The sequence below is a fragment of the Mycobacterium sp. 29Ha genome (genome assembly GCF_032883055.1).
Lineage (GTDB): Bacteria > Actinomycetota > Actinomycetes > Mycobacteriales > Mycobacteriaceae > Mycobacterium > Mycobacterium gallinarum.
Genome location: NZ_JAMQTI010000036.1, coordinates 34,295 through 56,024, shown reverse-complemented (window position 1 = coordinate 56,024; position 21,730 = coordinate 34,295). Strand labels below are relative to the sequence as shown.

The following is a 21,730-nucleotide window of genomic DNA, read 5'->3' as shown; positions in this document are numbered from 1 at the left end:
GTACAACTCGTAGTAGTCCCATCTCGGACTTACACAGAATTCGTGACAGGCTCGCTTCGTTACGCGATGCTTCGGCCGAAGTCAGATCGCTTGCCCAGCGGATAGGAAACCCTGTCTTGTTGGGGTGCAAATCTGACTCGCCGGCGGTTACGCGACGACGCCGACATCACGACACTTCTTGTATGACGCCAACATCTAGCACCCTCCGTCGACGCGCAGTCGCGCTTCTGGCGGGAACCGCCATCGCGGTGCTCGCCTCGGCGGCACCCGCCTTTGCCGAGCCTGGCTCTGACGCCGACACCTACGCGGCGTCCTCGAGCTCAACCGAGACCCTCGGCAAGAAAAAGCCGCCCCCACCCCCGCCTCCACCACCCCCGAATCTGTCGGCGGAAGAGAAGGCTTGAACTCGGTGAGTAGCGCCCGCCGACCCCGCTAGAGCTTCGACGCCGCACCCTCGTCGAGCAGCCATACCGTCGCCTCCCGACCGACCGCACCGGCGGACGGTACATCGACGGGGCTGGCGCCCCCGATTGCCGCGGCAACCGCGTCGGCCTTCGCCTCGCCGGATACCACCAGCCACACCTCACGAGACCGTTGAACGGCGGGCAGCGTCAACGTGATTCGTCGCGGAGGCGGTTTGGGGGAGTCGGTCACGCCCAATACCAACCGGCTGGTCTCCTTCACCGCGGGCGTATCCGGGAACAGTGAGTTGACATGCCCCTCACCGCCCATCCCCAGCAGGTGGACGTCGAAGTCGGGTTCGCGCTGACCTTCGTCGGCGTTCTCGGCCAGCACTCGCTCATACGCCGACGCGGCTGCGTCGAGGTCGTCTCCGAACGCTGCACCGCTGGGCGCCATCGCATGCACATTCGCGGCGGGGATGTCGACGTGATCGATCAGTGCCTCGCGTGCCTGCTTCTCGTTGCGCTCGTCGTCGTCGGCGGGCACGAACCGATCGTCGCCCCAGAACAGATGCACCTTCGACCAGTCGATTTCGTCGGCCTGTTCGCGAACCCGCTTCAACAGCCCGGTGCCGGTGCCACCGCCGGTCAGCACGATCAGGGCACGGCCCCGCCGGCTGATCGCGTCGGTGATCGCACCCACCAGCCGGTCACCGGCGGCCGCCACCAAAGCGTCTGTGTCCGGATACTTCTCGACGACAGTGCTCATACGTACTGCACCTTCTCGATTCCCTTCAGCGCCTCGTGGTAGATCTCGTCGGCGTCGAGCCTGCGCAGGTCCTCGGCCAGGCACTCCTTGGCTTCCCTGCGGGCCAACGGGATCAGCGAGTCCGGTTTCGCGGTCCTGCTGATCGTCGCCGTCACACCGGTCTGCGGCCGTCGCAGCGTGATGGTCTCGCTGCTGCGGATCAGCTCGACCTTCAATTCGCCGATCTCCCGCGTCACGGGGCCGTCGATCCTGGTGGCCAGCCAACCCGCGAGGACGTCGAGGGAGGGTTCGTCGCGAAGTCCGGACACCACCGCCGAGGTGACGGGCTCGAACGGGGGCTGATCGAGCGCGGCCGTCAGCAGCGCACGCCAGTAGGTGATGCGGGCCCACGCCAGATCGGTGTCACCCGAGCTGTAGCCGGCCAGGCGACCCTTGATCGCCGCCATCGGATCGGCGCAATCCGTCGCATTGGTGATTCGCCGTATCGCCAACTGTCCAAGGGGGTCTTGCGACGGATCGTCAGGCCCACCGGCCGGCCACCACGCCACCACCGGGGTGTCGGGCAGCAAGAAGGGCAGCACCACACTGCTGGCGTGGTCGGCCATCTCGCCGTGCAGATGCAGCGCGACCACTTCGCCGGCTCCGGCGTCGGCGCCGACCCGCAGCTGCGCATCCAGTCGGGGCTCGGTGGCGTCCCGATCGCCGGCCACCACCACGATCACCCGGCACGGGTGCTCACGGCTCGCAAAGTTTGCCGCCTCGATCGAATCCTCGAGCAGATCATCGGTGTGCAGCGAGATGACGAGCGTGAGCACCCGGCTCAACGTGATCGCGCCACCCTCTTCGCGAAGGCCGGTGATCTTCTTGTTGATGTCGTTGGTGTTCGTGTTGGGCAGGTCGACGATCATTACGGGCGCCTCCATTCCCGGCCCATGCGGTGCATCATCTCGTCGGCCGACTCCGGCCCCCAGGTGCCGGACTCATAGGCCTGCGGCTTGCCGTGTGACGCCCAGTACTCCAGCACGGGATCGAGGATCTCCCAGGAGAATTCGACCTCGCGGTTGACCGGGAACAACGACGGTTCACCGAGCAGCACGTCGAGGATCAACCGCTCATAGGCCTCGGGGGAGTCCTCGGCGAATGCCGAGCCGTAGGAGAAGTCCATGTTCACGTCGCGGACTTCCATGGCGCTGCCGGGAACCTTGGAGCCGAACCGCGTGGTGATGCCCTCGTCCGGCTGCACCCGGATCACTAAAGCGTTCTGGCCGAGTTCCTCGGTCATCGTCTTGTCGAACGGCAGGTGGGGTGCCCTCTTGAAGATCAGTGCGATCTCGGTGACCCTGCGGCCCAAGCGCTTTCCGGTGCGCAGGAAGAATGGGACACCCGCCCAGCGGCGGGTGTCGATCTCCAGGGCTATCGCCGCGTAGGTCTCGGTGGTCGAGTCCTTGGAGAACCCCTCCTCCTCGAGCAACCCGACGACCTTCGAACTGCCCTGCCAACCCGCGGCGTACTGACCGCGTGCGGTGGTCTGATCCAGCGGCTGCATCACCTGGGTGGCCGAAAGCACCTTGATCTTCTCCGCCTGGAGGTCACCCGGCCCGAAGTTGACCGGCTCCTCCATGGCCGTAAGCGCCATCAGTTGCAGCAGATGATTCTGGATGACGTCGCGGGCCGCGCCGACACCGTCGTAGTAACCGCCACGGCCACCGAGACCGATGTCCTCGGCCATCGTGATCTGGACGCTGTCGACGTAGTTGTTGTTCCAGATCGGTTCGTACAATTCGTTGGCGAAGCGCAGTGCCAGGATGTTCTGCACCGTCTCCTTGCCGAGGTAATGGTCGATGCGGAACACCGACTCCTCGGGGAAGATGCTGTTCACCACGCTATTGAGCTCCCGCGCGCTCTGCAGGTCATGGCCGAACGGCTTCTCGATGACCACCCGGCTCCAGGAACCCTCCGGCTTGTTCGCGAGCCCCGATTTCTTCAGCTGTTCGCACACGACCGGGAACGCGTTGGGCGGAATCGACAGGTAGAACGCGTGATTGCCGCCGGTCCCGCGCTCGGCATCGAGCTTGTCGAGTGACTCGGCCAACCGCTGGTAACCCTTGTCGTCGTCAAAGGTGCCCTGCACGAAGCGGATTCCCTCGGCGAGCCGATCCCAGACCTCCTGACGAAACGTTGTGCGAGCGTGATCTTTGACGGAGTCGAATACCAGTTTCGCGAAATCCTCGTCCGACCAATCACGCCGGGCGAAGCCCACGAGCGCAAAGTTGGCGGGCAGCAGTCCACGGTTGGCCAGGTCATAGATCGCCGGCATCACCTTCTTGCGCGCCAGGTCGCCCGTGACGCCGAAGATGACGACGGCACACGGTCCCGCGATGTGGGGCATCCGCTTGTCGCGCTTGTCGCGCAGCGGATTACGCCATTGGCTCATTTCTTGGCTGATGGCTTGTTGCTGTCGAGCTGTTCCTGCGTGGCGTCCAGCAACTCCTGCCAGGACTTCTCGAACTTCTCGACGCCCTCGTCCTCGAGCAATCTGAACACATCCGGAAGATCGATACCGACCGCAGCCAGCTTGTCGAACACTCCCTGTGCCTCGTCGGCCTTGCCGGTGACGGTGTCACCGGTGATCACGCCGTGGTCAGCCACGGCGTCCATCGTCTTCTCCGGCATGGTGTTCACCGTGTTGGGGGCGACCAACTCGGTGACGTAGAGGGTGTCGGAGTAGTCGGGATTCTTCACGCCGGTCGAGGCCCACAGCGGTCGCTGCACGCGTGCGCCGTCGGCCTTCAGCGCCTCGAAACGCGAGCCGCCGACGAAGACTTCTTCATAGGCGGCATACGCCAGATGGGCGTTGGCCACCCCGGCCTTACCGCGCAGCTCTAACGCTTCGTCCGAGCCGATCTTCTCGAGACGCTTGTCGATCTCGGTGTCCACCCGGGACACGAAGAACGATGCAACCGAGTGGATCTTGGAGATGTCGTGGCCCGCGTCCTTGGCTTTCTCCAGGCCCTGGAGGTAGGCGTCCATCACCAGACGGTGGCGCTCGACGGAGAAAATCAGCGTGACGTTCACCGAAATGCCTTCGGCGAGAACGGAGGCGATGGCTGGAATGCCGGCTTCGGTGGCCGGAATCTTGATCAGCAGGTTGGGCCGGTCGACGATCTTCCACAGCTCGATGGCCTGCAGGATCGTCTTGTCGGTGTCGTGCGCGAGGCGTGGATCCACCTCGATCGACACGCGACCGTCGACACCGTTGGACAGCTCGTACTGCTTGGCCAGCACGTCGCACGCGTTGCGCACGTCGTCGGTCGTGACGGTGCGAATCGTCGCGTCGACGTCCGCACCGCGCTCGGCCAACTCCTTGACCTGACCGTCGTAGGCTTCGCCCTTCGACAGTGCCGCTTGGAAGATCGAGGGGTTGGTGGTGACCCCGACGACCGACTTGGTGTCGATGAGCTCCTGCAGGTTGCCGGTCTGCAGCCGCTCACGCGAGAGGTCGTCGAGCCAAACCGAGACGCCGGCGGCGCTCAGGGCGGCCAAATTCGGGTTCTGCGTCATGATTGATGCCCTTCTCGTTGAGTTCTAGTTGTCTTCGACCGTTGAGCGGTCAGTTGTCTTCGACCGTTGAACGGTCAGTTGTCTTCGACCGTTGAACGGTCAGTTGTCTATGGATCGCTCCGCGGCAGCCGCGACGGCCTCTGGGGTGAAACCGAACTCGCGGAACAGCGTCTTGTCGTCGGCCGATTCGCCGTAGTGCTCGATCGAGACGATCTCGCCGGTGTCACCGACCAGCTTGTACCAGCTCTGCGCGACGGCCGCCTCGACCGCCACTCGCGCCGAGACCGTCGGAGGGAGTACCGAATCGCGGTACTCCTTCGGCTGCGATTCGAACCACTCGACGCACGGCATCGACACGACGTATGCCGTGATGTCCTTTTCGGCCAAGAGTTTCTTGGCTTCCACTGCGAGCTGCAGCTCCGAGCCGGTGCCGATGATGATCACGTCGGCGTCGTCGGCGGGGTTACCGCCGCCGAGCACGTAACCACCCTTCGCCACACCCTCGGCGCTGGTGCCCTCCAGTACTGGGATGCCCTGACGCGTGAGGATGAAACCGACGGGACCGCTGCCGTTACCGCGAGCCAGGATGCTGCGCCACGCATAGGCCGTCTCGTTCGGATCGCCGGGCCGCACCACCGAGAGGTTCGGGATCGCCCGCAGCGCCGCGAGATGTTCGATCGGCTGATGGGTGGGTCCGTCCTCGCCCAGACCGATGGAGTCGTGGGTCCAGATATAGATGGTGTCGATGTCCATCAACGACGCCAGCCGGACCGCGGGGCGCATGTAATCGGAGAACTGCAGGAACGTTCCACCGAACGCACGGGTCGGACCGTGCAGCACGATGCCCGACAGAATCGATCCCATCGCGTGCTCACGAATACCGAAGTGCAGCACCCGGCCGTACCAGTCCGCGGTGAAGTCCTCGGTCGAGATCGAGGGTGGCCCAAAGGATTTGACGCCCTTGATGGTGGTGTTGTTGCTACCCGCGAGATCGGCCGAGCCGCCCCACAGCTCCGGCAGCTTCGGTGCCACGTCATTGAGCACCTGGCCGAAGGCCGCGCGGGTGGCGACGGCCTTGGAGCCGGGCTCCCAATATGTCAGGTCCGCATCCCAGCCCTCGGGCAGCTCCTCGGCGGTCAGCCGATCCAGCAGCTTCTTGCGCTCGGGTTCACGCTCGGCCCAGGCGTCGAAGGTCGGCTGCCACTTCTCGTGGGCTTCCTTGCCGCGCTCCACCAGCTTGCGGGTGTGCTCGATGACCTCGGGGCGCACCTCGAAGGTCTTGTCCGGGTCGAAGCCCAGCACCTTCTTGGTGGCCGCGACCTCTTCCTCGCCCAGCGCCGAGCCGTGCACACCACCGGTGTTCATCTTGGTGGGCGCGGGGTAGCCGATGATCGTGCGGACCGAGATGAACGACGGCTTGTCGGTGACCTTCTTCGCCTCTTCGATGGCCTGCTCGATACCGACGACGTTCTCACCGCCCTCGACCTCCTGAACATGCCAGCCGTAAGCGCGGTAGCGGGCCGGAACATCTTCGGAGAGGGCGATATTCGTGTCGTGCTCGATGGAGATCTGATTGTGGTCGTAGAACACGATGAGGTTGCCGAGCTGCTGGGTGCCCGCCAGCGAGGACGCCTCGCTGGTGACGCCCTCCTCGATGTCACCGTCGGAGGCGATGACGTAGATGTAGTGGTCGAACGGGCTCTCACCCCACGCCGGGTCGGGGTCGAACAGGCCGCGCTCGTAGCGCGATGCCATCGCCATGCCGACCGCCGACGCCAGGCCCTGACCCAGGGGTCCGGTCGTGATCTCCACGCCTTTGGTGTGGCGGAACTCGGGATGGCCGGGCGTCTTGGATTTCCACGTCCGCAGCGACTCGATGTCGGACAGCTCCAGGCCGAAGCCGCCGAGGTACAGCTGGATGTACAGCGTGAGGCTGGAATGTCCGCAGGACAGCACGAAGCGATCGCGGCCGAGCCAGTGCACGTCGCTGGGGTCGTGGCGCATCTGGCGCTGGAAGAGGGTGTACGCCAGCGGCGCCAGGCTCATCGCGGTTCCGGGGTGCCCGTTGCCCACCTTCTGCACCGCGTCGGCGGCCAGCACCCGAACGGTGTCGACCGCCACCGAGTCCACGTCGGCCCAATCGTCGGGGTGATGGGGACGGGTAAGGGTGGAAATCTCTTCGAGCGTGGTCACAGGCGCCCTCTCCTGGTCGACGGGTGAGCTCGGCAAAGCTGCCTCTTCAAACACCCTAGTGCGGGAGCGTCATCCCTTGCAGGCCGCTTGGGGGACGATTAGGCGGCCATTGAGCAGCGGTCTACCATCCTCTGTAGTAGACGCCGCGCGCGCTGCAGCTATTTCAAGGAGTTACTGCGTGGACATTCGCGAGAGCCAGCTCCCCGTCGGGACGCACGGCCGAGTGCGCACCACGCTGTTGGGCTACCTCGCGCTGACGAAACCGCGCGTCATCGAGCTGCTCCTGGTCACCACGATCCCGGCCATGCTGCTGGCCGACCGCGGGACCGTCGATCCGCTGCTGATCCTGAACACGCTGGTGGGCGGCTTGCTGGCGGCCGCGGGCGCCAACACGTTGAACTGCGTGGCGGACGCCGACATCGACAAGAAGATGAAGCGCACCGAGCGCAGGCCGCTCGCCCGCGACACCGTGCCGCGCAGCCATGCGCTGGTCTTCGGCCTTGCGCTGTCCGTCGGCTCGTTCTTCTGGCTGTGGTGGACGACCAACATGTTGTCGGCCCATCTCGCCGGTGCGACGATCGCGTTCTACGTGCTCGTCTACACGCTGCTGCTCAAGCGCCGCACGACGCAGAACGTGGTGTGGGGCGGCGCGGCCGGCTGCATGCCGGTGATGATCGGCTGGTCGGCGGTCACCGGAACCATCCAATGGCCCGCGCTGGTCATGTTCGCGATCATCTTCTTCTGGACGCCGCCGCACACCTGGGCGTTGGCGATGCGCTACAAGGAGGATTACGCGGCGGCTGGCGTGCCGATGCTGCCCGTGGTGGCCACCGAGCAACAGGTGACCAAGCAGATTCTGATCTACACCTGGCTGACGGTCGCGGCCACGCTCGCGCTCGCACTGGCCACCGGGTGGCTGTACGCGGCCGTCGCCATCCTGGCCGGTGCGTGGTTCCTGGTGATGGCGCATCAGCTCTACGGCGGTGTGCGTCGCGGTGAGCCGGTCAAGCCGCTGCGGCTGTTCCTGCAGTCGAACAACTACCTGGCGGTGGTGTTCCTCGCGCTGGCGGTCGATTCGGCACTGGCGCTACCAACGCTGTTTACAGTCTGAGAGTGCCCACACACGTCTCCCCGGACAACTTCATCCGCGCGGAGACCGATCTCTACTTCGGCAACATCGCCAACGGCGACGGCTTCGGCGCGTTCCTTCACTTCCGCGGCCTCGGCGAGATCGACGACCAGCTGGTGGTGCGCCAAAACCGCGACACCCTCTACTCGGTGGGGGTGTTCGACCTCGACGCTTCAGACCTGACCGTCACCATGCCGGACTCCGGCGGGCGGTTCATGTCGCTTCAGGTGATCACCGAGGACCACTATGTGCCTGAGGTGCGCTACACATCGGGCAGGCGCAAGTACACCCGCGAACAGATCGGCACTCGTTACGTGATGCTGGCGGTACGAACCCTCGTCGATCCGAACGAGCCCGCCGATATGGACCAGGTTCACGCACTGCAGGACGCGATCACGGCCGAGCAGACCGACCGGGGTCGCTTCGAGGTCCCGGACTGGGATCCGGTGAGCCAGAAGCAGGTTCGAGATGCGCTCGTCGCGCTGTTCGCGACGCTGCCCGACAGCAAGCGCATGTTCGGCACCGAAGCGGACACCGACCCCGTGCGACGGTTGATCGGGTCGGCAGCCGCGTGGGGCGGAAACCCCGAGAAGGAGGCGCTGTACCTCACGGTCACGCCGCCGCACAACGACGGCGCCACCGTCCACCGGCTCACGGTGTCCGATGTTCCTGTCGACGGTTTCTGGTCGATCACCGTCTACAACGCCGACGGCTACTTCACCCCCAACGAGCAGAACGCCTATTCGCTGAACAACATCACCGCAGCCAGGAATGCCGACGGCGCGGTGCACATCCAGTTCGGCGGGTGCGACGGGTCCGCAGCCAACTGCCTGCCGATCACGCCCGGCTGGAACTACCTGGTGCGGCTGTACCGGCCGCGCCAGGAGATCCTCGACGGGTCCTGGACGTTCCCGGCCGCGGAGCCGGCCTAGGGGATCAGCACGACGGAGCCGACCGTCTTGCGGCCCTGCAGGTCGCGGTGCGCCTGTTGGGCGTCCTCGAGGCGGTAGCGCTCGCTGACCGTGACGTTGATCGTGCCGCTGGCGATGGCATCGAGCAATTCTCCAGCGCGCCAAGCGAACTCATCGGGCGTGCGGGTGTAGTGCACGAGCGTCGGTCGGGTCAGGAACAGTGAGCCGGCGGCGTTGAGCCGCTGCGGATCGAAGGGTGGCACCGGCCCGCTGGACGCCCCGAACAGCGCCAGCGTGCCGCGGACGGCAAGGCTGGCGATGCTGGCATCGAAGGTGTCGGCGCCGACGCCGTCGTACACCACGGCGACGCCGCCGTCGGTGAGGTCTTTGATCTTGGCGCCGAACTCCGCGGCATCGTCTGGGTAGTCGAGGACCTCGACGGCGCCCGCCTGCCGCGACAGTTCCGCCTTCTCCGGCGTGGACACCGTGGTGATCACGCGGGCGGCCATGCTGGTGGCCCACTGCGTCAGGATCAGCCCCACGCCTCCTGCGCCGGCGTGCACCAGAATGGCATCACCCTGCTGCACGGGATACGTCGACTTGATCAGGTAGTGCGCGGTCATCCCCTTGAGCAGGGCGGCCGCGGCCACGTCGGCGCCGACGCCGTCCGGCACGTAGGCGCAGAAATCGGCTGTCGCCAAGGCGTATTCGGCATAGGCGCCGTTGGCCTGGGCGGTGACAACGCGGTCGCCGACCGCCAGCGCCGCGACCTCCTCGCCGACGGCTTCGACGGTGCCGCACACCTCGTTGCCGAGGATGAACGGCAGCTCCCGCGGATACAGCCCCGAGCGGAAATACGTGTCGAGGAAGTTCACGCCGATCGCTTCGGCTTTGATCAACACTTCGCCGGGCCCGGGGGTCGGCTGCGGCTTCTTGGCGTAGGTCAGCACTTCTGGTCCGCCGGTCTCGGCGACTTCGATGGCGTACATCCTTCTATCCTGCCTTGATATGAAGCTGGCCCGCCCCGACGTCTTCCATCCGCGCATCGTGCTGGCCGGCTGCCAGGCGTTACCCGAGGGCGACGGTGACGATGACGAACTCGTTGCGGCGCTGCGCCGGCGAGGACTGCACGCCCGCTGGCTGCCCTGGGACGATCCCGACACGCTGGAGGCTGACCTGGTGATTCTGCGGGCGACGTGGGACTACATCGAGCGGCTCGACGAGTTCCTCGAATGGACGACGAAAGTCCGCAACCTCGTCAACCCTCCCGCAGTGGTCTCGTGGAACACCGACAAGACATATCTGGCCGACCTCGCCGAGGCCGGTGTGCCCGTCATCCCGAGCACGTTCATCGCCCCGGGCGAGCGGGTGCAGCTGCCGAGGGGCGAAATCGTCGTCAAACCTGCTGTTGGCGCGGGATCTGTTGGCGCACAACGGTTCCGCGATACTCAAGCGGCCCGTCGTCACATCGCGTCGCTGCACGACGACGGCCGGACGGCTTTGGTGCAGCCCTACGACCGGCGTGTCGAAAACGGCGAGACGGCCCTGGTCTTCCTGAGCGGCCGCCAGTCGCATGCGTTCACCAAGGGGCCGATCCTGCCGTCGCCGGGAAGTCAGCCCGCGTTCGACGACTCGGGCACGTACGCCGAGGAGTCGCTGACCCCGGCCGAGCCGGACTTCGAGCTGTGGGACGTCGGGCACGCTGCACTGTCGGCGGCGGCCGCGCGCCTTGGCATCCACGCGGCCGAGCTGCTGTACGCGCGGGTCGATGTGATCGGTGGACCAGACGATCCGCAACTGCTGGAGCTCGAACTCGTCGAACCGTCGCTGGGGTGGCGGCAGCTAGACGCCGCTACCCGGAGCGGCAGGCAACGCGACTTCGCCGTCGGGGTCGAGGACACCCTCGAGCGCCTCGGGCTCGGCCCGCTCTCGCATCGACGCCCATAGCGCGGCGGTGGCCGCCGTGCATGTGGCCGCACCGGCGACGTGCAGCGCCACCAGAGCGGCGGGGATACCGAGGGCGTATTGCACGCGCCCGACAAGAGCTTGCGCAGCCACGAGAACCAGCAGCACGGCGAGTCGCCTGACGACCGGTCGTGCTGCGTTGACCGCGCGCAGCCCGAACACCAAAGCCACCAACAGTGACAGGTAAGCCACCAACAACGTTGCGTGCAGCTGCACCAGGGTGACGATTTCCAGTTCAAGCCGCGGCACCGGCTGGGTGATGCTCTTGTCGCCGGCGTGCGGGCCGGCACCGGTGACCAGCGTCCCCGTGACGAGCACGGCCGCCAGCGCGACGGCGCTCAGGACGGTCAACTGGCGCAACGGTTTCGGAACGCGGTGCCGTACCGCGCCGCCGTCGGGCTCGCCGATCTTCACGAAGAGCAGCACCGAGACCCAGACCATGGTCATCGACGCCAGGAGGTGAATGGCGACCGTCCACCACAGCAGGCCGGTCAGCACCGTGATGCCACCGATCACGGCCTGAACAACCGTCGACGCCGGCATCAGCCACGCGTAGATCAGGACCTCGCGGCGCCTGCGGGCACGCGTGACAGCCAGGACCGCCAACGCCGCGGTGAGTACCACCAGGAAGGTGATCATCCGGTTGCCGAACTCAACGGCCTGATGGATGCCCGCGACCTCGGGGTGCGGGATCGGGGTGAAGCTGCCGGGGAAGCACTGCGGCCAGGTCGGGCAGCCGAGGCCCGAGGCGGTGACGCGGACGATGGCGCCGGTCACCGCGATACCGCCCTGGGTCAGGATGACGGCGGCGGCGATGGCGCGCTGGACCCGCAGGCTCGGCAACGGCAGAAGGTCGACCAGTCGCAGGAAGATTCGTCCGACGGGCACGGACTCGATGGTAGAGCAGTACTAACTACACGCTGTAGTAGGGCTGCTTATCCGCGCGGCGCGACGAACGGCACCAGGACCTCGTCGACCAGCTGCACGACGAGGTCGTCATCGATCGGGTCTCCGGTGATCAACAGGCGATGCCACAGCACGCTCTGCCCGAGCTCACGGGCGATCTCGACGGGCACGTCGGGCCGCACGTCGCCACGTTCTATGCCGCGGGCCAGCAGGGCGGCCATCTCTGCCTTGCGCCACCCGATGACGTCCTGCCGAAACGCCGACGTCAACTCTGGATCGTGGGCCGCCGCGGCGACGGCGGCACGCAGCACGGTGGACTCCGGCCCGGTGAACAACGCCGCCCACCCGCGCAGGATCGCGAGCATGTCGCTGCGGTAGCTGCCGGTGTCCTCGTGGGGGATTGCCGCGGTCGCGATGCGCAGCAAGGTGTCGCGCAACAACGCGCCGCGGTCCGTCCACCGCCGGTACAGCACCGGCTTGCTGGTCCGCGCAGCGGCGGCGACGGCCTCCATGGTCACCCCCGCGGGCCCGTGTTCCGCGAGCAGCGCCAGGACGGCTGCCCGGATGGCCGTGTCCAGTTCGTCGCCGCGACGCCGCCGCATCACACCTCCCAAAGAAACGCTTGCGTATCTTACGACAACAGCCTAGCCTGGTGTAAGAAACGCTACCGTATCTTGGAGGAAGATCATGGCTCGTCCGGTGCTCTATCCGTTGCGATCCGTCGACACCGCGACGGTGCAATGCAGTAATCATCCGCATGGCCGGCGCCGCATCACGATCGATCATCAGCCGCTGACCGGAGTCACCCCGGCGATGCTGCTCGACTGGTTCACCCATCTCGACGGCACGATCTCCTACGGCGGTGCGGTCATCGACCGCTACCTCGCATGGCATCCGATCGACCACATCAACTGGGAACTCGCGCGGCAGGCGGCAGGTGGGGGTGCGGCCGAAGGCGCGCGGTTTCGCATGGTCGAGGCGTTCGGCGGCAGGCCCGAATACCAGATCGACGAGATCGCCCGCGTCGAGAAACTCGACCAGACCGGTATCCGGTTGGTCAAGCGGATTGCCGGAATCCCGGTCTTCCAGCTCGAGCACACGTGGTCGGCGGGCGCCGATGGCGCGCACTACGTCACGGTGATGGACCTCGGCGTGCGGTCTGCACTGCTGGCCGCGGTCAACCACGTCGTACGCCGGCGCTTCCCCGAAGACAAGGTGCACGCCTGGGTCAGGCACAACATCGAGGAAGTCGGGCAGCTGGAATACCTGCTACCGCAACTGGAGACGTCAGGTGAAGCGGAACCAGCGCAGGGCGCACAGGGCCGCAACGGCACCCCACACCGCGAGTACCGCGAGGCCGAACCAGTCAATTGACGGCGTCATCGCCTGCGACAGCGCCTCGGTCAGCGCTCCGGACGGCGTGAGCCGAGCGATCCACGCCAGCGCGGTGGGCACCATGTCGCTCTCGACCGTCAGTGCGCCAAGGCCGGCGAACACAAACCACAGCAGGTTCGCCACCGCCAGCACGATCTCGGCGCGCAGCGTCCCGCCCAGCAGCAGGCCGAGCGCGGCGAAACCCGCCGTGCCCAGTGCGATGATCACCGCTCCCAATGCCAGACCGGCGATCGGCGGACGCCATCCCAGCGCAAAGCCTATGGTGCCCAGCACAATTGCCTGAAGGAACACCACGGCGACCACCGCAAGGGATTTGCCCGCGATGATGCCCCAGACCGGCAGCGCGGTTGCGCCAAGGCGTTTCAAGGCGCCATAGCGACGGTCGAACGCGACGGCGATGGCCTGTCCGGTGAAGGCCGTGGAGATCACCGCGAGCGCCATGATCGCGGGAACGAACGTCGCCGCACGGTTGTCGCCGAACGAACCGAACGGCAGCAACGTCAGGCCCACCAGCAAGGTGATCGGGATGAACATGGTCAACAACAGCTGCTCACCGTTGCGCAGCAGAAGCTTCAGCTCGAGGCCGAACTGCGCGGTCAGCATCTTCTGCACCGTGGCCGAATGCGGGTCCGGCGTGAAAGTGCCTGGCGCAAAGCGATTCGTCATCGCAACTCCCGCCCGGTCAAGTCGAGGAATACGTCCTCGAGACTGCGTTGCTCCACCCGCATATCGGTGGCCAGCACGTTGACCCGTGCGCACCACGCGGTCACGGTGGCCAGCACCTGGGGGTCGATGTCGCCCTCGACGAGGTATTCGCCTGGCGCCGTCTCGGTCGCCTTGTAGGTCTCGGGAAGCGCCGATATCAACAGTGACAGGTCGAGCATTCGTGGTGCGCGGAACCGCAATTGGTTCTCGGCACCGCTGCGCATGAGCTCCTCGGGCGTTCCGCTGGCCACCGCGACACCGTGATCGATGATGACGATGCGGTCGGCCAGTTCCTCGGCTTCGGTCAGCTGATGGGTGGTCAGCACGACGGTCACGCCGTCGCGGCGCAGTCCATCGATCAACTCCCACACCACGATTCGGGCGTGCGCATCCATGCCCGCGGTCGGCTCGTCGAGGAACACCAGCTCGGGCCTGCCCACCACGGCGCACGCGAGCGCCAGCCGCTGCTGCTGGCCTCCCGAGAGCCTGCGGTAGGTGGTGCGCGCCGACTCCGTCAGGCCCAGCGTGTCCATCAACCACTTCGGGTCCAGTGGGTTCGAGGTGTAGGAGGCGACGAGGTCCAGCATTTCGCCCGCCCGCGCCGCGGGATACGCGCCGCCGCCCTGCAGCATCACGCCGATCCGTTCGCGGACAGCGGCGTTATCGCCGAACGGATCCAGTCCGAGGATCTCGATCGTGCCCGAGTCGGGCTTGATGAAGCCCTCGCACATCTCGACCGTCGTGGTCTTGCCCGCACCGTTGGGGCCGAGCAGCGCGAGCACCTCGGCGGTCTTGACGTCGAGGTCGAGACCTGCCACCGCCGTCGTCGACCCATACCGCTTGGTGACCCCGCGCAGACGCACGGGGACCGAGGAAGCCCCTGATCCTGGGTGGGTCACGGGGATTCAGCGTAGGCGTCGGGCTTCACCGGTGGGATCGGCGGTAGCGGAGACTTCTCGGCAGCGGGCTGGGCGCCGTCGTCGGTGGTGTTCTCGCCGGGGACCCTTCGCCACGGCAGATGGTTGTAGGTCAGCGCCATGAGCAGCAGCGCGATGACCGTGCTCGCCACGACGGCCAGCAGGATTTGGAACAAGGTGAAGCGGTCGCCGTTGGCCGTCGGGCCGAAGATGCCCACCACCAACGTGACCACGATCGTCGTCGTGCGGAACGCGGGGCGGGTGGCCCATGCGGCGAGCGGAATGACTGCCCAGAGCACGTACCAGGGCTGGACCACCGGGAACAGCAGCACCGTCAGACCGAGTGCGACACCGAGTCCGCCGACCGGGTGCAGCCGCCCGCGGAGCACGGCCAGCAGCAGCCACGTCACCAGCACCGCGATGATGCTGACACCGATGGCACGGGTCAGGCCGAGGATCGCGGTGGTGTGGTCGCCGAGCCCGAGCAGAATCCCGACCTGTCCGGTGCCCAGCGCGGCCAACGTCGGCAGGGACATCCAGCTACGCACGACGTTCGCGGTGCCCAGCGTGAACAGCCAGCCGAACCCGAGGCCGCTGGCCCAGCCGATCAGCGCCATCACCGCCACCGACACCGCGGTGAGCGATCCGCCGGCGAGGACGAACGCCTTGAAGGTGCCGCCCCATCGGCACGCCAGCGCCATGGCGACGAAGCCGAGCGCGAGCAGCGACGGCAGCTTGACCTGTGAGGACATCGTGATCAGCACCACGCCGATCAGGAGCATCAACGACGGCCGCCAGTGTGCCCAGGCGTCCGGGCCCTGGGGCCAGGCCAGTGGTTTCGGGATCAACGGCCGGGCGGCATCGATGCCACGCAACGCGAACTCGGTGCCCGCGAGCATCAGGCCCAGCATCAACGCCTCGTTGTGGATGCCTGCGACCAGATGCATGATCAGCAGCGGGTTGGCCGCGCCTAGCCACAGCGCACTCACCTCGGCCACACCGCACCGCCGCGCCAAACGTGGTGTGGCCCAGACGATCAGGCCCACACCCAGTAGCACCACCAGTCGATGACAGAGCACCGCGGCCACGATGTTCTCACCGGTGATACGCGATATCCCCTCACCGATCCACAGAAACAGCGGTCCGTACGGCGCCGGGGTCTCCCGCCACATGTTCGGTACCGACAGCGTGAAGACGTGATCCAGCCCGAGACCGGGCGCGGGACCGACGCGGTACGGATCAAGGCCTTTGACGGCGATCTCGCTCTGCGCCAGATAGGAGTAGACGTCGCGGCTGTACATCGGCGGCGCGATGAGCAGGGGCAGCACCCACAGCAGCAGCGTGCGGTCCAGTTGGCTGCGGGACATGCGGCGATTGCCGAGGGCGAAGCGTCCGAGCATCAACCACGCGAGCGCCATCATCACCGCGCCGGTGGTCGTCATGGTCAGCGAGACCGTCTGAATCCGCGACGGGAGGTTGAGTAAGCGAACCCCGAACGTCGGATCCTGCACCACAGGCCGGGCGCCGACACCCAGCGCCCCGATCGCCATCAGTACCGTGCCGGTCGCGCCGAACAGGCGCGTCCGGCGCATCGCGATGACTTCGGTGTCGTTGAGTGGTGAGCCCACGGCGCGCTCGTCGGCGTGCCATCTGGCAATCGACGAGCTGAGGGAGCCGGGGCGCGCGGCCATCAGTGCAGCGTAATCGTTAGAGCGCGACGATCACCTTGCCGGTGTTTCCACCGTTGAACAACAGGTTCAGTGCGTCGGGTGCCTTCTCGAGGCCCTCGACGACGTGCTCGGACGACTTGATCTTGCCTTCGGCGATCCAGCCCGCCATCTCCAGCTGCGCGGCGGGGAAGCGGTCGAGGTAGTCGAGGATGATGAAGCCTTCCATGCGTCCGCGGCGCACGAGCAGGGTCAGATAGTTGCTCGGACCCACCGGCGGGCCGTCGTCGTTGTAGGTGGAGATCGCGCCGCACAGCACGACGCGGCCGCGCAGCGCCAGATTCGCGAGACAGTCGTTGAGTATCGACCCGCCGACGTTGTCGAAGTAGAGGTCGATGCCGTCGGGGCAGGCGTCGTGAAGACGCGCGGCGACGTTCTCGGACTTGTAGTCGATCGCCTCGTCGAAGCCGAGGTCGTCGACGATGTGGGCGCACTTCTCGGGTCCGCCCGCGATCCCGACGACCTTCTTCGCACCCTTGATCTTCGCGATCTGTCCAGCCGCCGAGCCGGTGGCGCCCGCGGCGCCGGAGACCACCACGACGTCGCCCTCTTTGATCCGCCCGACGTCGGTGATGCCGAAGTAGGCGGTCATCCCGGTGACGCCGAGGATGCCGATGGCGATTCCGGGTGGCACGCCGTCCGGCAGCACGGTCATCGCCTTCTCACCCCCATCCGCGATCACGTAGTCCTGCCATCCGGTCATGCCGAACAGCAGTTGGCCGGGCTGATACGCATCGGTCCGGCTCTCGATGACCTCACCGACGCCGCCGCTGCGGATGACCTCGCCGATCTGGATCGGCGGCAGGTAGCTGGGCACGTCGTCCATCCACGTGCGAATCGTGGGGTCGATGGACAGATATCGGACCTTCACCAGGGCCTCGCCCTCGGCGGGTTCGGGTGCTGGTTCCGGCTCCATCCGCACGGTGCTCTCATCGACGAGGCCGGAGGGACGGGTGGCCAGGACGAGTCGTCGGTTCGTTTCGCTCACCCGGCGATCGTATGACGGGGCTCACGTAAGGGTGGCCTTGCTAGACCGGGTTTCCGAATTCCGTCACAATGGTGTTGTGAAATTCGGCCCGGACGGAACTGATCGCCACACCCGTGGCGCCATCGTCCGGCATCTGCTGGAGGCCGGACCCGTCACCGCAGGTGAGATAGGCGAACAGCTCGGAATCTCGGCCGCGGGCGTGCGCAGACATCTCGACGCACTGATGGACGCCGGAGATGCGCAGTCCAGCGCGGCAGCGGCCTGGCAACACAGCGGGCGGGGACGTCCCGCCAAGCGCTACCGGCTGACGGCGGCCGGACGCGCCAAGATGGGTCACGCCTATGACGACCTGGCGGCCGCAGCCATGCGCCAGCTACGCGAGATCGGTGGCGACGAAGCCGTGCGGACCTTCGCCCGCCGCCGTATCGACACCATCCTGTCGGGAGTAACCGAGGGACCCGATGACGTTGAATCGGTCGTCGAGCGTGTAGCGGGAGCACTGACCGAGGCCGGGTACGCTGCCACCGCCACAGAGGTGAGCGCTCCGCTGCACGGGATCGAGCTCTGCCAGCATCACTGCCCGGTATCGCATGTCGCCGAGGAATTCCCGGAATTGTGCGAAACCGAGCGAGAGGCGTTTGCCGAGATCCTGGGCACGCACGTACAGAGGCTCGCCACGATCGTCAACGGCGACTGCGCGTGCACGACGCACGTCCCGCTCACCGAGACCAACACCCTTCGGCACACAGCCCGAGCCGAAGCCACCACACGAGCAAGCTAGGAGCGTCGACATGACGACCACCCCCGAGGCCCTGACCCAGGAGCAGACCATTGAGTCGCTGGGTCGATACGGCTATGGCTGGGCGGATTCCGACGTCGCGGGCGCCAGCGCCCAGCGCGGGCTGTCCGAGGCAGTGGTGCGCGACATCTCCGCCAAGAAGAGCGAGCCCGAGTGGATGCTCGAGATGCGGCTGAAGGCGCTGCGCACGTTCGACAAGAAGCCGATGCCGAACTGGGGGTCCAACCTCGAGGGCATCTACTTCGACAACATCAAGTACTTCGTGCGGTCCAGCGAGAAGCAGGCCGCCACGTGGGATGACCTGCCCGAGGACATCAGGAACACCTACGACAAGCTCGGCATCCCCGAGGCGGAGAAGCAGCGCCTGGTGTCCGGTGTCGCCGCGCAGTACGAGTCGGAGGTCGTCTATCACTCCATCCGTGAGGATCTAGAGGCCCAGGGCGTCATCTTCCTCGACACCGACACCGCTCTGAAAGAGCATCCGGAGCTTTTCAAGCAGTACTTCGGCACCGTCATCCCCGCCGGAGACAACAAGTTCTCCGCTTTGAACACCGCGGTGTGGTCGGGCGGTTCGTTCATCTACGTGCCGAAGGGCGTGCACGTCGACATTCCGCTGCAGGCCTACTTCCGGATCAACACCGAGAACATGGGCCAGTTCGAGCGGACGCTGATCATCGTCGACGAAGACGCCTACGTGCATTACGTCGAGGGGTGTACGGCACCGATCTACAAGAGCGACTCCTTGCACTCGGCCGTCGTCGAGATCATCGTGAAGCCCGGTGGCCGTTGCCGTTACACAACCATTCAGAACTGGTCGAACAACGTCTACAACCTCGTCACCAAGCGGGCGCGCGCCGAGGCCGGCGCCACGATGGAGTGGGTCGACGGCAACATCGGCTCGAAGGTCACGATGAAGTACCCCGCCGTGTGGATGACCGGCGAGCACGCCAAGGGCGAGGTGCTCTCGGTGGCGTTCGCGGGCGAGGGTCAGCATCAGGACACCGGCGCGAAGATGCTTCACCTGGCGCCGAACACCTCGAGCAACATCGTGTCGAAGTCCGTCGCGCGCGGCGGCGGTCGCGCGTCCTATCGTGGCCTGGTTCAGGTCAACAAGGGTGCGCACGGCTCGCGGTCCAGCGTGAAATGCGATGCGCTGCTTGTCGACACCATCAGCCGCAGTGACACCTATCCGTATGTCGACATCCGCGAGGACGACGTCACGATGGGCCACGAGGCCACGGTGTCGAAGGTCAGCGAGGATCAGCTGTTCTATCTGATGAGCCGCGGGATGACCGAGGACGAGGCGATGGCGATGGTCGTTCGCGGCTTCGTCGAGCCCATCGCGAAGGAACTCCCGATGGAGTATGCGCTCGAGCTGAACCGTCTGATCGAGCTGCAGATGGAAGGCGCGGTCGGCTAGATGACTCAGAACCTCACCAATGCGGTCGAGGGCGCCAACAAAGGGGAGTTGTTCACGTCGTTCGACGTCGACGCCTTCGAGGTGCCCGGCGGCCGCGACGAGATCTGGCGCTTCACCCCGCTCAAGCGCCTACGCGGTCTGCACGACGGATCCGCTGTAGCCACCGGCGCGGCAAGTATCGAGGTGTCCGAATGCGCAGGCGTCACCGTGGAAACGGTGCGCCGCGGCGACGAGCGCCTCGGCCAGGGCGGCGTGCCCGCTGATCGAGTTGCCGCCCAAGCGTTCTCGTCGTTCAACAGCGCGACCCTGGTGACCGTCCCGAGGAACGTCGTCTGCGAACAGCCCATCGAAATCGGCATCACCGGCCCGGGCGAGGGTGCGACGGCCTACGGTCACCTGCAGGTGCGGGTGGGCGAGCTCGGCGAAGCCGTGGTCGTCATCGATCATCGTGGCAGCGGAACCTACGCCGACAACGTCGAATTCGTCGTCGAGGACGCAGCGCGTCTGACCGTCGTCTCGATCGCTGACTGGGCCGACGACGCCGTTCACGTCAGCAGCCATCACGCTGCGCTGGGCAAGGATGCGGTGCTGCGGCACGTCGCGGTCACCCTGGGCGGCGACCTGGTGCGGCTCACCGCGCGGACCAAGTTCTGTGCGCCGGGCGGCGACGCCGAGCTGCTCGGCCTGTACTTCGCCGACGATGGCCAGCACTTCGAATCCCGTCTGCTCGTCGACCACGCCCAGCCCAACTGCCGCTCACACGTCACGTACAAGGGTGCGCTGCAAGGTGATCCGGACTCCACGAAACCCGATGCGCACACCGTGTGGGTCGGCGACGTGCTGATCCGGGCCGCGGCGACGGGCACCGACACGTTCGAGACCAACCGCAACCTCGTGCTCACCGACGGCGCCCGCGCCGACTCGGTGCCCAACCTCGAAATCGAAACCGGCGAGATCGCCGGCGCCGGGCACGCCAGTGCCACCGGACGTTTCGACGACGAGCAGCTGTTTTACCTGCAGGCACGCGGTATCCCCGAAGACCAGGCCAGGCGTCTTGTCGTCCGGGGCTTCTTCGGCGAGCTCATTCAGAAGATCGCCGTCCCCGCAGTGCGAGAACGCCTCACCGAGGCCATCGAACACGAACTAGAGATCACCGAATCGAGGACAGCCACCTCATGACCACACTGGAAATCAAGGACCTGCACGTCAGCGTCGTCTCCAAGGAAGACGGGACCGATATCCCGATCCTGAAAGGCGTCACGCTCACCGTGAACTCGGGGGAGACCCACGCGCTGATGGGCCCCAACGGGTCCGGCAAGTCGACGCTGTCGTACGCCGTCGCGGGTCATCCGAAGTACACCGTGACGTCCGGCTCGATCACGCTGGACGGTCAGGATGTGCTCGAGATGAGCATCGACGAACGCGCCCGCGCCGGCCTGTTTCTCGCCATGCAGTACCCCGTCGAGGTGCCCGGGGTGTCGATGTCGAACTTCCTTCGCACCGCCGCCACCGCCGTGCGTGGTGAGGCACCCAAGCTGCGGCACTGGGTCAAAGAGGTCAAGAGCGCCATGGAGGGCCTCGACATCGACCCGTCGTTCTCCGAACGCAGTGTCAACGAAGGCTTTTCCGGCGGTGAGAAGAAGCGCCACGAGATTCTGCAGCTGGAACTGCTCAAGCCCAAGATCGCGATCCTCGACGAGACGGACTCCGGTTTGGATGTCGACGCACTGCGGGTCGTCAGCGAAGGTGTGAACCGGTACGCCGAAGCGGCTGACGGAGGGCTGCTGCTCATCACGCACTACACCCGCATCCTGCGCTACATCCAGCCTCAGTTCGTGCACGTGTTCGTGGGCGGCCGCATCGTCGAATCCGGTGGTCCCGAGCTGGCCGACGAACTCGACGCCAACGGATACGAGCGCTTTACCCAGGCGGTCGGAGCCTGAC

21 protein-coding genes are annotated in these 21,730 nt (G+C 66.2%); 9 read left to right on the top strand and 12 right to left on the bottom strand.

Annotated elements, in window-relative coordinates; translation table 11 throughout:
• Nucleotides 1-182 precede the first annotated feature (182 nt).
• Complete coding sequence (locus M1248_RS30740; protein WP_163727411.1) at nt 183-404, top strand: hypothetical protein; 222 nt, start codon at nt 183-185, stop codon at nt 402-404.
• Nucleotides 405-432: 28 nt separating this feature from the next.
• Here M1248_RS30740 and pgl read toward each other — a convergent pair whose 3' ends face one another.
• The 5 genes from pgl to tkt form a co-directional block, all read right to left on the bottom strand.
• Nucleotides 433-1,170 (bottom strand): 6-phosphogluconolactonase, encoded by a 738-nt coding sequence (gene pgl / locus M1248_RS30735; RefSeq protein WP_163727414.1) that lies wholly within the window; start codon nt 1,168-1,170, stop codon nt 433-435.
• Nucleotides 1,167-2,078, bottom strand: a complete 912-nt coding sequence (opcA, locus tag M1248_RS30730) for a glucose-6-phosphate dehydrogenase assembly protein OpcA (RefSeq protein ID WP_163737050.1) — start codon at nt 2,076-2,078, stop codon at nt 1,167-1,169. The genes pgl and opcA overlap by 4 nt, the downstream gene beginning before the upstream one ends.
• Nucleotides 2,078-3,604: a glucose-6-phosphate dehydrogenase gene (gene zwf / locus M1248_RS30725; protein ID WP_163727417.1), complete on the bottom strand. Its 1,527-nt coding sequence runs from the start codon at nt 3,602-3,604 to the stop codon at nt 2,078-2,080. The genes opcA and zwf overlap by 1 nt, the downstream gene beginning before the upstream one ends.
• Nucleotides 3,601-4,731, bottom strand: a complete 1,131-nt coding sequence (tal, locus tag M1248_RS30720) for a transaldolase (protein WP_163727418.1) — start codon at nt 4,729-4,731, stop codon at nt 3,601-3,603. Before tal ends, zwf begins: the two co-directional genes overlap by 4 nt.
• Before the next feature lie 99 nt (nt 4,732-4,830).
• Nucleotides 4,831-6,924, bottom strand: a complete 2,094-nt coding sequence (gene tkt, locus M1248_RS30715) for a transketolase (RefSeq protein WP_317150636.1) — start codon at nt 6,922-6,924, stop codon at nt 4,831-4,833.
• 178 nt (nt 6,925-7,102) lie between these two features.
• Between tkt and M1248_RS30710 the strand changes: the two genes are divergently transcribed.
• Both M1248_RS30710 and M1248_RS30705 read left to right on the top strand, forming a co-directional pair.
• Nucleotides 7,103-8,035 (top strand): heme o synthase, encoded by a 933-nt coding sequence (locus M1248_RS30710; RefSeq protein WP_163727424.1) that lies wholly within the window; start codon nt 7,103-7,105, stop codon nt 8,033-8,035.
• A gap of 2 nt (nt 8,036-8,037) precedes the next feature.
• The gene (locus M1248_RS30705) at nt 8,038-8,985 is read left to right on the top strand and encodes a DUF1214 domain-containing protein (RefSeq protein ID WP_163727426.1); all 948 of its coding nucleotides are present in this window, start codon (nt 8,038-8,040) and stop codon (nt 8,983-8,985) included.
• Here the strand turns inward: M1248_RS30705 and M1248_RS30700 are convergent.
• Nucleotides 8,982-9,953 carry a quinone oxidoreductase family protein gene (locus M1248_RS30700; protein ID WP_163727429.1) on the bottom strand — a complete coding sequence of 324 codons (972 nt, stop codon included), beginning with the start codon at nt 9,951-9,953 and terminating at the stop codon, nt 8,982-8,984. The two genes, M1248_RS30705 and M1248_RS30700, sit on opposite strands and share 4 nt — an antisense overlap.
• 19 nt (nt 9,954-9,972) lie before the next feature.
• Between M1248_RS30700 and M1248_RS30695 the strand changes: the two genes are divergently transcribed.
• The gene (locus tag M1248_RS30695) at nt 9,973-10,911 is read left to right on the top strand and encodes a RimK family alpha-L-glutamate ligase (protein ID WP_163727432.1); all 939 of its coding nucleotides are present in this window, start codon (nt 9,973-9,975) and stop codon (nt 10,909-10,911) included.
• Here the strand turns inward: M1248_RS30695 and M1248_RS30690 are convergent.
• Together M1248_RS30690 and M1248_RS30685 are read right to left on the bottom strand one after the other, a co-directional pair.
• Complete coding sequence (locus M1248_RS30690; RefSeq protein WP_317150640.1) at nt 10,807-11,790, bottom strand: heme A synthase; 984 nt, start codon at nt 11,788-11,790, stop codon at nt 10,807-10,809. The two genes, M1248_RS30695 and M1248_RS30690, sit on opposite strands and share 105 nt — an antisense overlap.
• Nucleotides 11,791-11,864: 74 nt before the next feature.
• Nucleotides 11,865-12,437, bottom strand: a complete 573-nt coding sequence (locus tag M1248_RS30685; protein ID WP_163727438.1) for a TetR/AcrR family transcriptional regulator — start codon at nt 12,435-12,437, stop codon at nt 11,865-11,867.
• An 85-nt stretch (nt 12,438-12,522) separates the two neighbouring features.
• Between M1248_RS30685 and M1248_RS30680 the strand changes: the two genes are divergently transcribed.
• Entirely contained in the window at nt 12,523-13,209 is a 687-nt protein-coding gene (locus M1248_RS30680; protein WP_163727441.1) for a hypothetical protein, read from the top strand.
• Here the strand turns inward: M1248_RS30680 and M1248_RS30675 are convergent.
• The 4 genes from M1248_RS30675 to M1248_RS30660 are packed head-to-tail and all read right to left on the bottom strand — an operon-like array spanning nt 13,123 to nt 17,567.
• Nucleotides 13,123-13,896 (bottom strand): ABC transporter permease, encoded by a 774-nt coding sequence (locus M1248_RS30675; protein ID WP_163727443.1) that lies wholly within the window; start codon nt 13,894-13,896, stop codon nt 13,123-13,125. The genes M1248_RS30680 and M1248_RS30675 overlap by 87 nt on opposite strands.
• Nucleotides 13,893-14,834, bottom strand: a complete 942-nt coding sequence (locus M1248_RS30670; RefSeq protein WP_410506764.1) for an ABC transporter ATP-binding protein — start codon at nt 14,832-14,834, stop codon at nt 13,893-13,895. The genes M1248_RS30675 and M1248_RS30670 overlap by 4 nt, the downstream gene beginning before the upstream one ends.
• The gene (gene mptB, locus M1248_RS30665; protein WP_163727447.1) at nt 14,831-16,543 is read right to left on the bottom strand and encodes a polyprenol phosphomannose-dependent alpha 1,6 mannosyltransferase MptB; all 1,713 of its coding nucleotides are present in this window, start codon (nt 16,541-16,543) and stop codon (nt 14,831-14,833) included. Before mptB ends, M1248_RS30670 begins: the two co-directional genes overlap by 4 nt.
• A gap of 16 nt (nt 16,544-16,559) precedes the next feature.
• Nucleotides 16,560-17,567: an NADP-dependent oxidoreductase gene (locus tag M1248_RS30660; protein WP_163727450.1), complete on the bottom strand. Its 1,008-nt coding sequence runs from the start codon at nt 17,565-17,567 to the stop codon at nt 16,560-16,562.
• A 76-nt stretch (nt 17,568-17,643) separates the two neighbouring features.
• Between M1248_RS30660 and M1248_RS30655 the strand changes: the two genes are divergently transcribed.
• Genes M1248_RS30655 through sufC form a run of 4 tightly spaced genes read left to right on the top strand, consistent with a single transcriptional unit; the run spans nt 17,644 to nt 21,729 of the window.
• Complete coding sequence (locus M1248_RS30655; protein WP_317150635.1) at nt 17,644-18,348, top strand: metalloregulator ArsR/SmtB family transcription factor; 705 nt, start codon at nt 17,644-17,646, stop codon at nt 18,346-18,348.
• Between the two features lie 10 nt (nt 18,349-18,358).
• The gene (gene sufB / locus M1248_RS30650; protein ID WP_163727453.1) at nt 18,359-19,786 is read left to right on the top strand and encodes a Fe-S cluster assembly protein SufB; all 1,428 of its coding nucleotides are present in this window, start codon (nt 18,359-18,361) and stop codon (nt 19,784-19,786) included.
• A complete protein-coding gene (gene sufD, locus M1248_RS30645) occupies nt 19,787-20,965 on the top strand; it encodes a Fe-S cluster assembly protein SufD (protein WP_163727456.1) in 1,179 nt (392 codons plus the stop codon).
• A complete protein-coding gene (gene sufC, locus M1248_RS30640; RefSeq protein WP_163727458.1) occupies nt 20,962-21,729 on the top strand; it encodes a Fe-S cluster assembly ATPase SufC in 768 nt (255 codons plus the stop codon). The genes sufD and sufC overlap by 4 nt, the downstream gene beginning before the upstream one ends.
• Nucleotide 21,730: the final 1 nt, after the last annotated feature.

Excerpts from the sequence above, each read along its gene's own strand:
- M1248_RS30740 (WP_163727411.1), top strand. The coding sequence starts at position 183 with ATGACGCCAACATCTAGCACCCTCCGTCGACGCGCAGTCGCGCTTCTG.
- M1248_RS30685 (WP_163727438.1), bottom strand. The coding sequence starts at position 12,437 with ATGCGGCGGCGTCGCGGCGACGAACTGGACACGGCCATCCGGGCAGCC.
- mptB (WP_163727447.1), bottom strand. The coding sequence starts at position 16,543 with ATGGCCGCGCGCCCCGGCTCCCTCAGCTCGTCGATTGCCAGATGGCAC.
- M1248_RS30700 (WP_163727429.1), bottom strand. The coding sequence starts at position 9,953 with ATGTACGCCATCGAAGTCGCCGAGACCGGCGGACCAGAAGTGCTGACC.
- M1248_RS30680 (WP_163727441.1), top strand. The coding sequence starts at position 12,523 with ATGGCTCGTCCGGTGCTCTATCCGTTGCGATCCGTCGACACCGCGACG.
- M1248_RS30675 (WP_163727443.1), bottom strand. The coding sequence starts at position 13,896 with ATGACGAATCGCTTTGCGCCAGGCACTTTCACGCCGGACCCGCATTCG.
- M1248_RS30695 (WP_163727432.1), top strand. The coding sequence starts at position 9,973 with ATGAAGCTGGCCCGCCCCGACGTCTTCCATCCGCGCATCGTGCTGGCC.
- zwf (WP_163727417.1), bottom strand. The coding sequence starts at position 3,604 with ATGAGCCAATGGCGTAATCCGCTGCGCGACAAGCGCGACAAGCGGATG.
- tal (WP_163727418.1), bottom strand. The coding sequence starts at position 4,731 with ATGACGCAGAACCCGAATTTGGCCGCCCTGAGCGCCGCCGGCGTCTCG.
- sufC (WP_163727458.1), top strand. The coding sequence starts at position 20,962 with ATGACCACACTGGAAATCAAGGACCTGCACGTCAGCGTCGTCTCCAAG.
- opcA (WP_163737050.1), bottom strand. The coding sequence starts at position 2,078 with ATGATCGTCGACCTGCCCAACACGAACACCAACGACATCAACAAGAAG.
- pgl (WP_163727414.1), bottom strand. The coding sequence starts at position 1,170 with ATGAGCACTGTCGTCGAGAAGTATCCGGACACAGACGCTTTGGTGGCG.
- sufB (WP_163727453.1), top strand. The coding sequence starts at position 18,359 with ATGACGACCACCCCCGAGGCCCTGACCCAGGAGCAGACCATTGAGTCG.
- sufD (WP_163727456.1), top strand. The coding sequence starts at position 19,787 with ATGACTCAGAACCTCACCAATGCGGTCGAGGGCGCCAACAAAGGGGAG.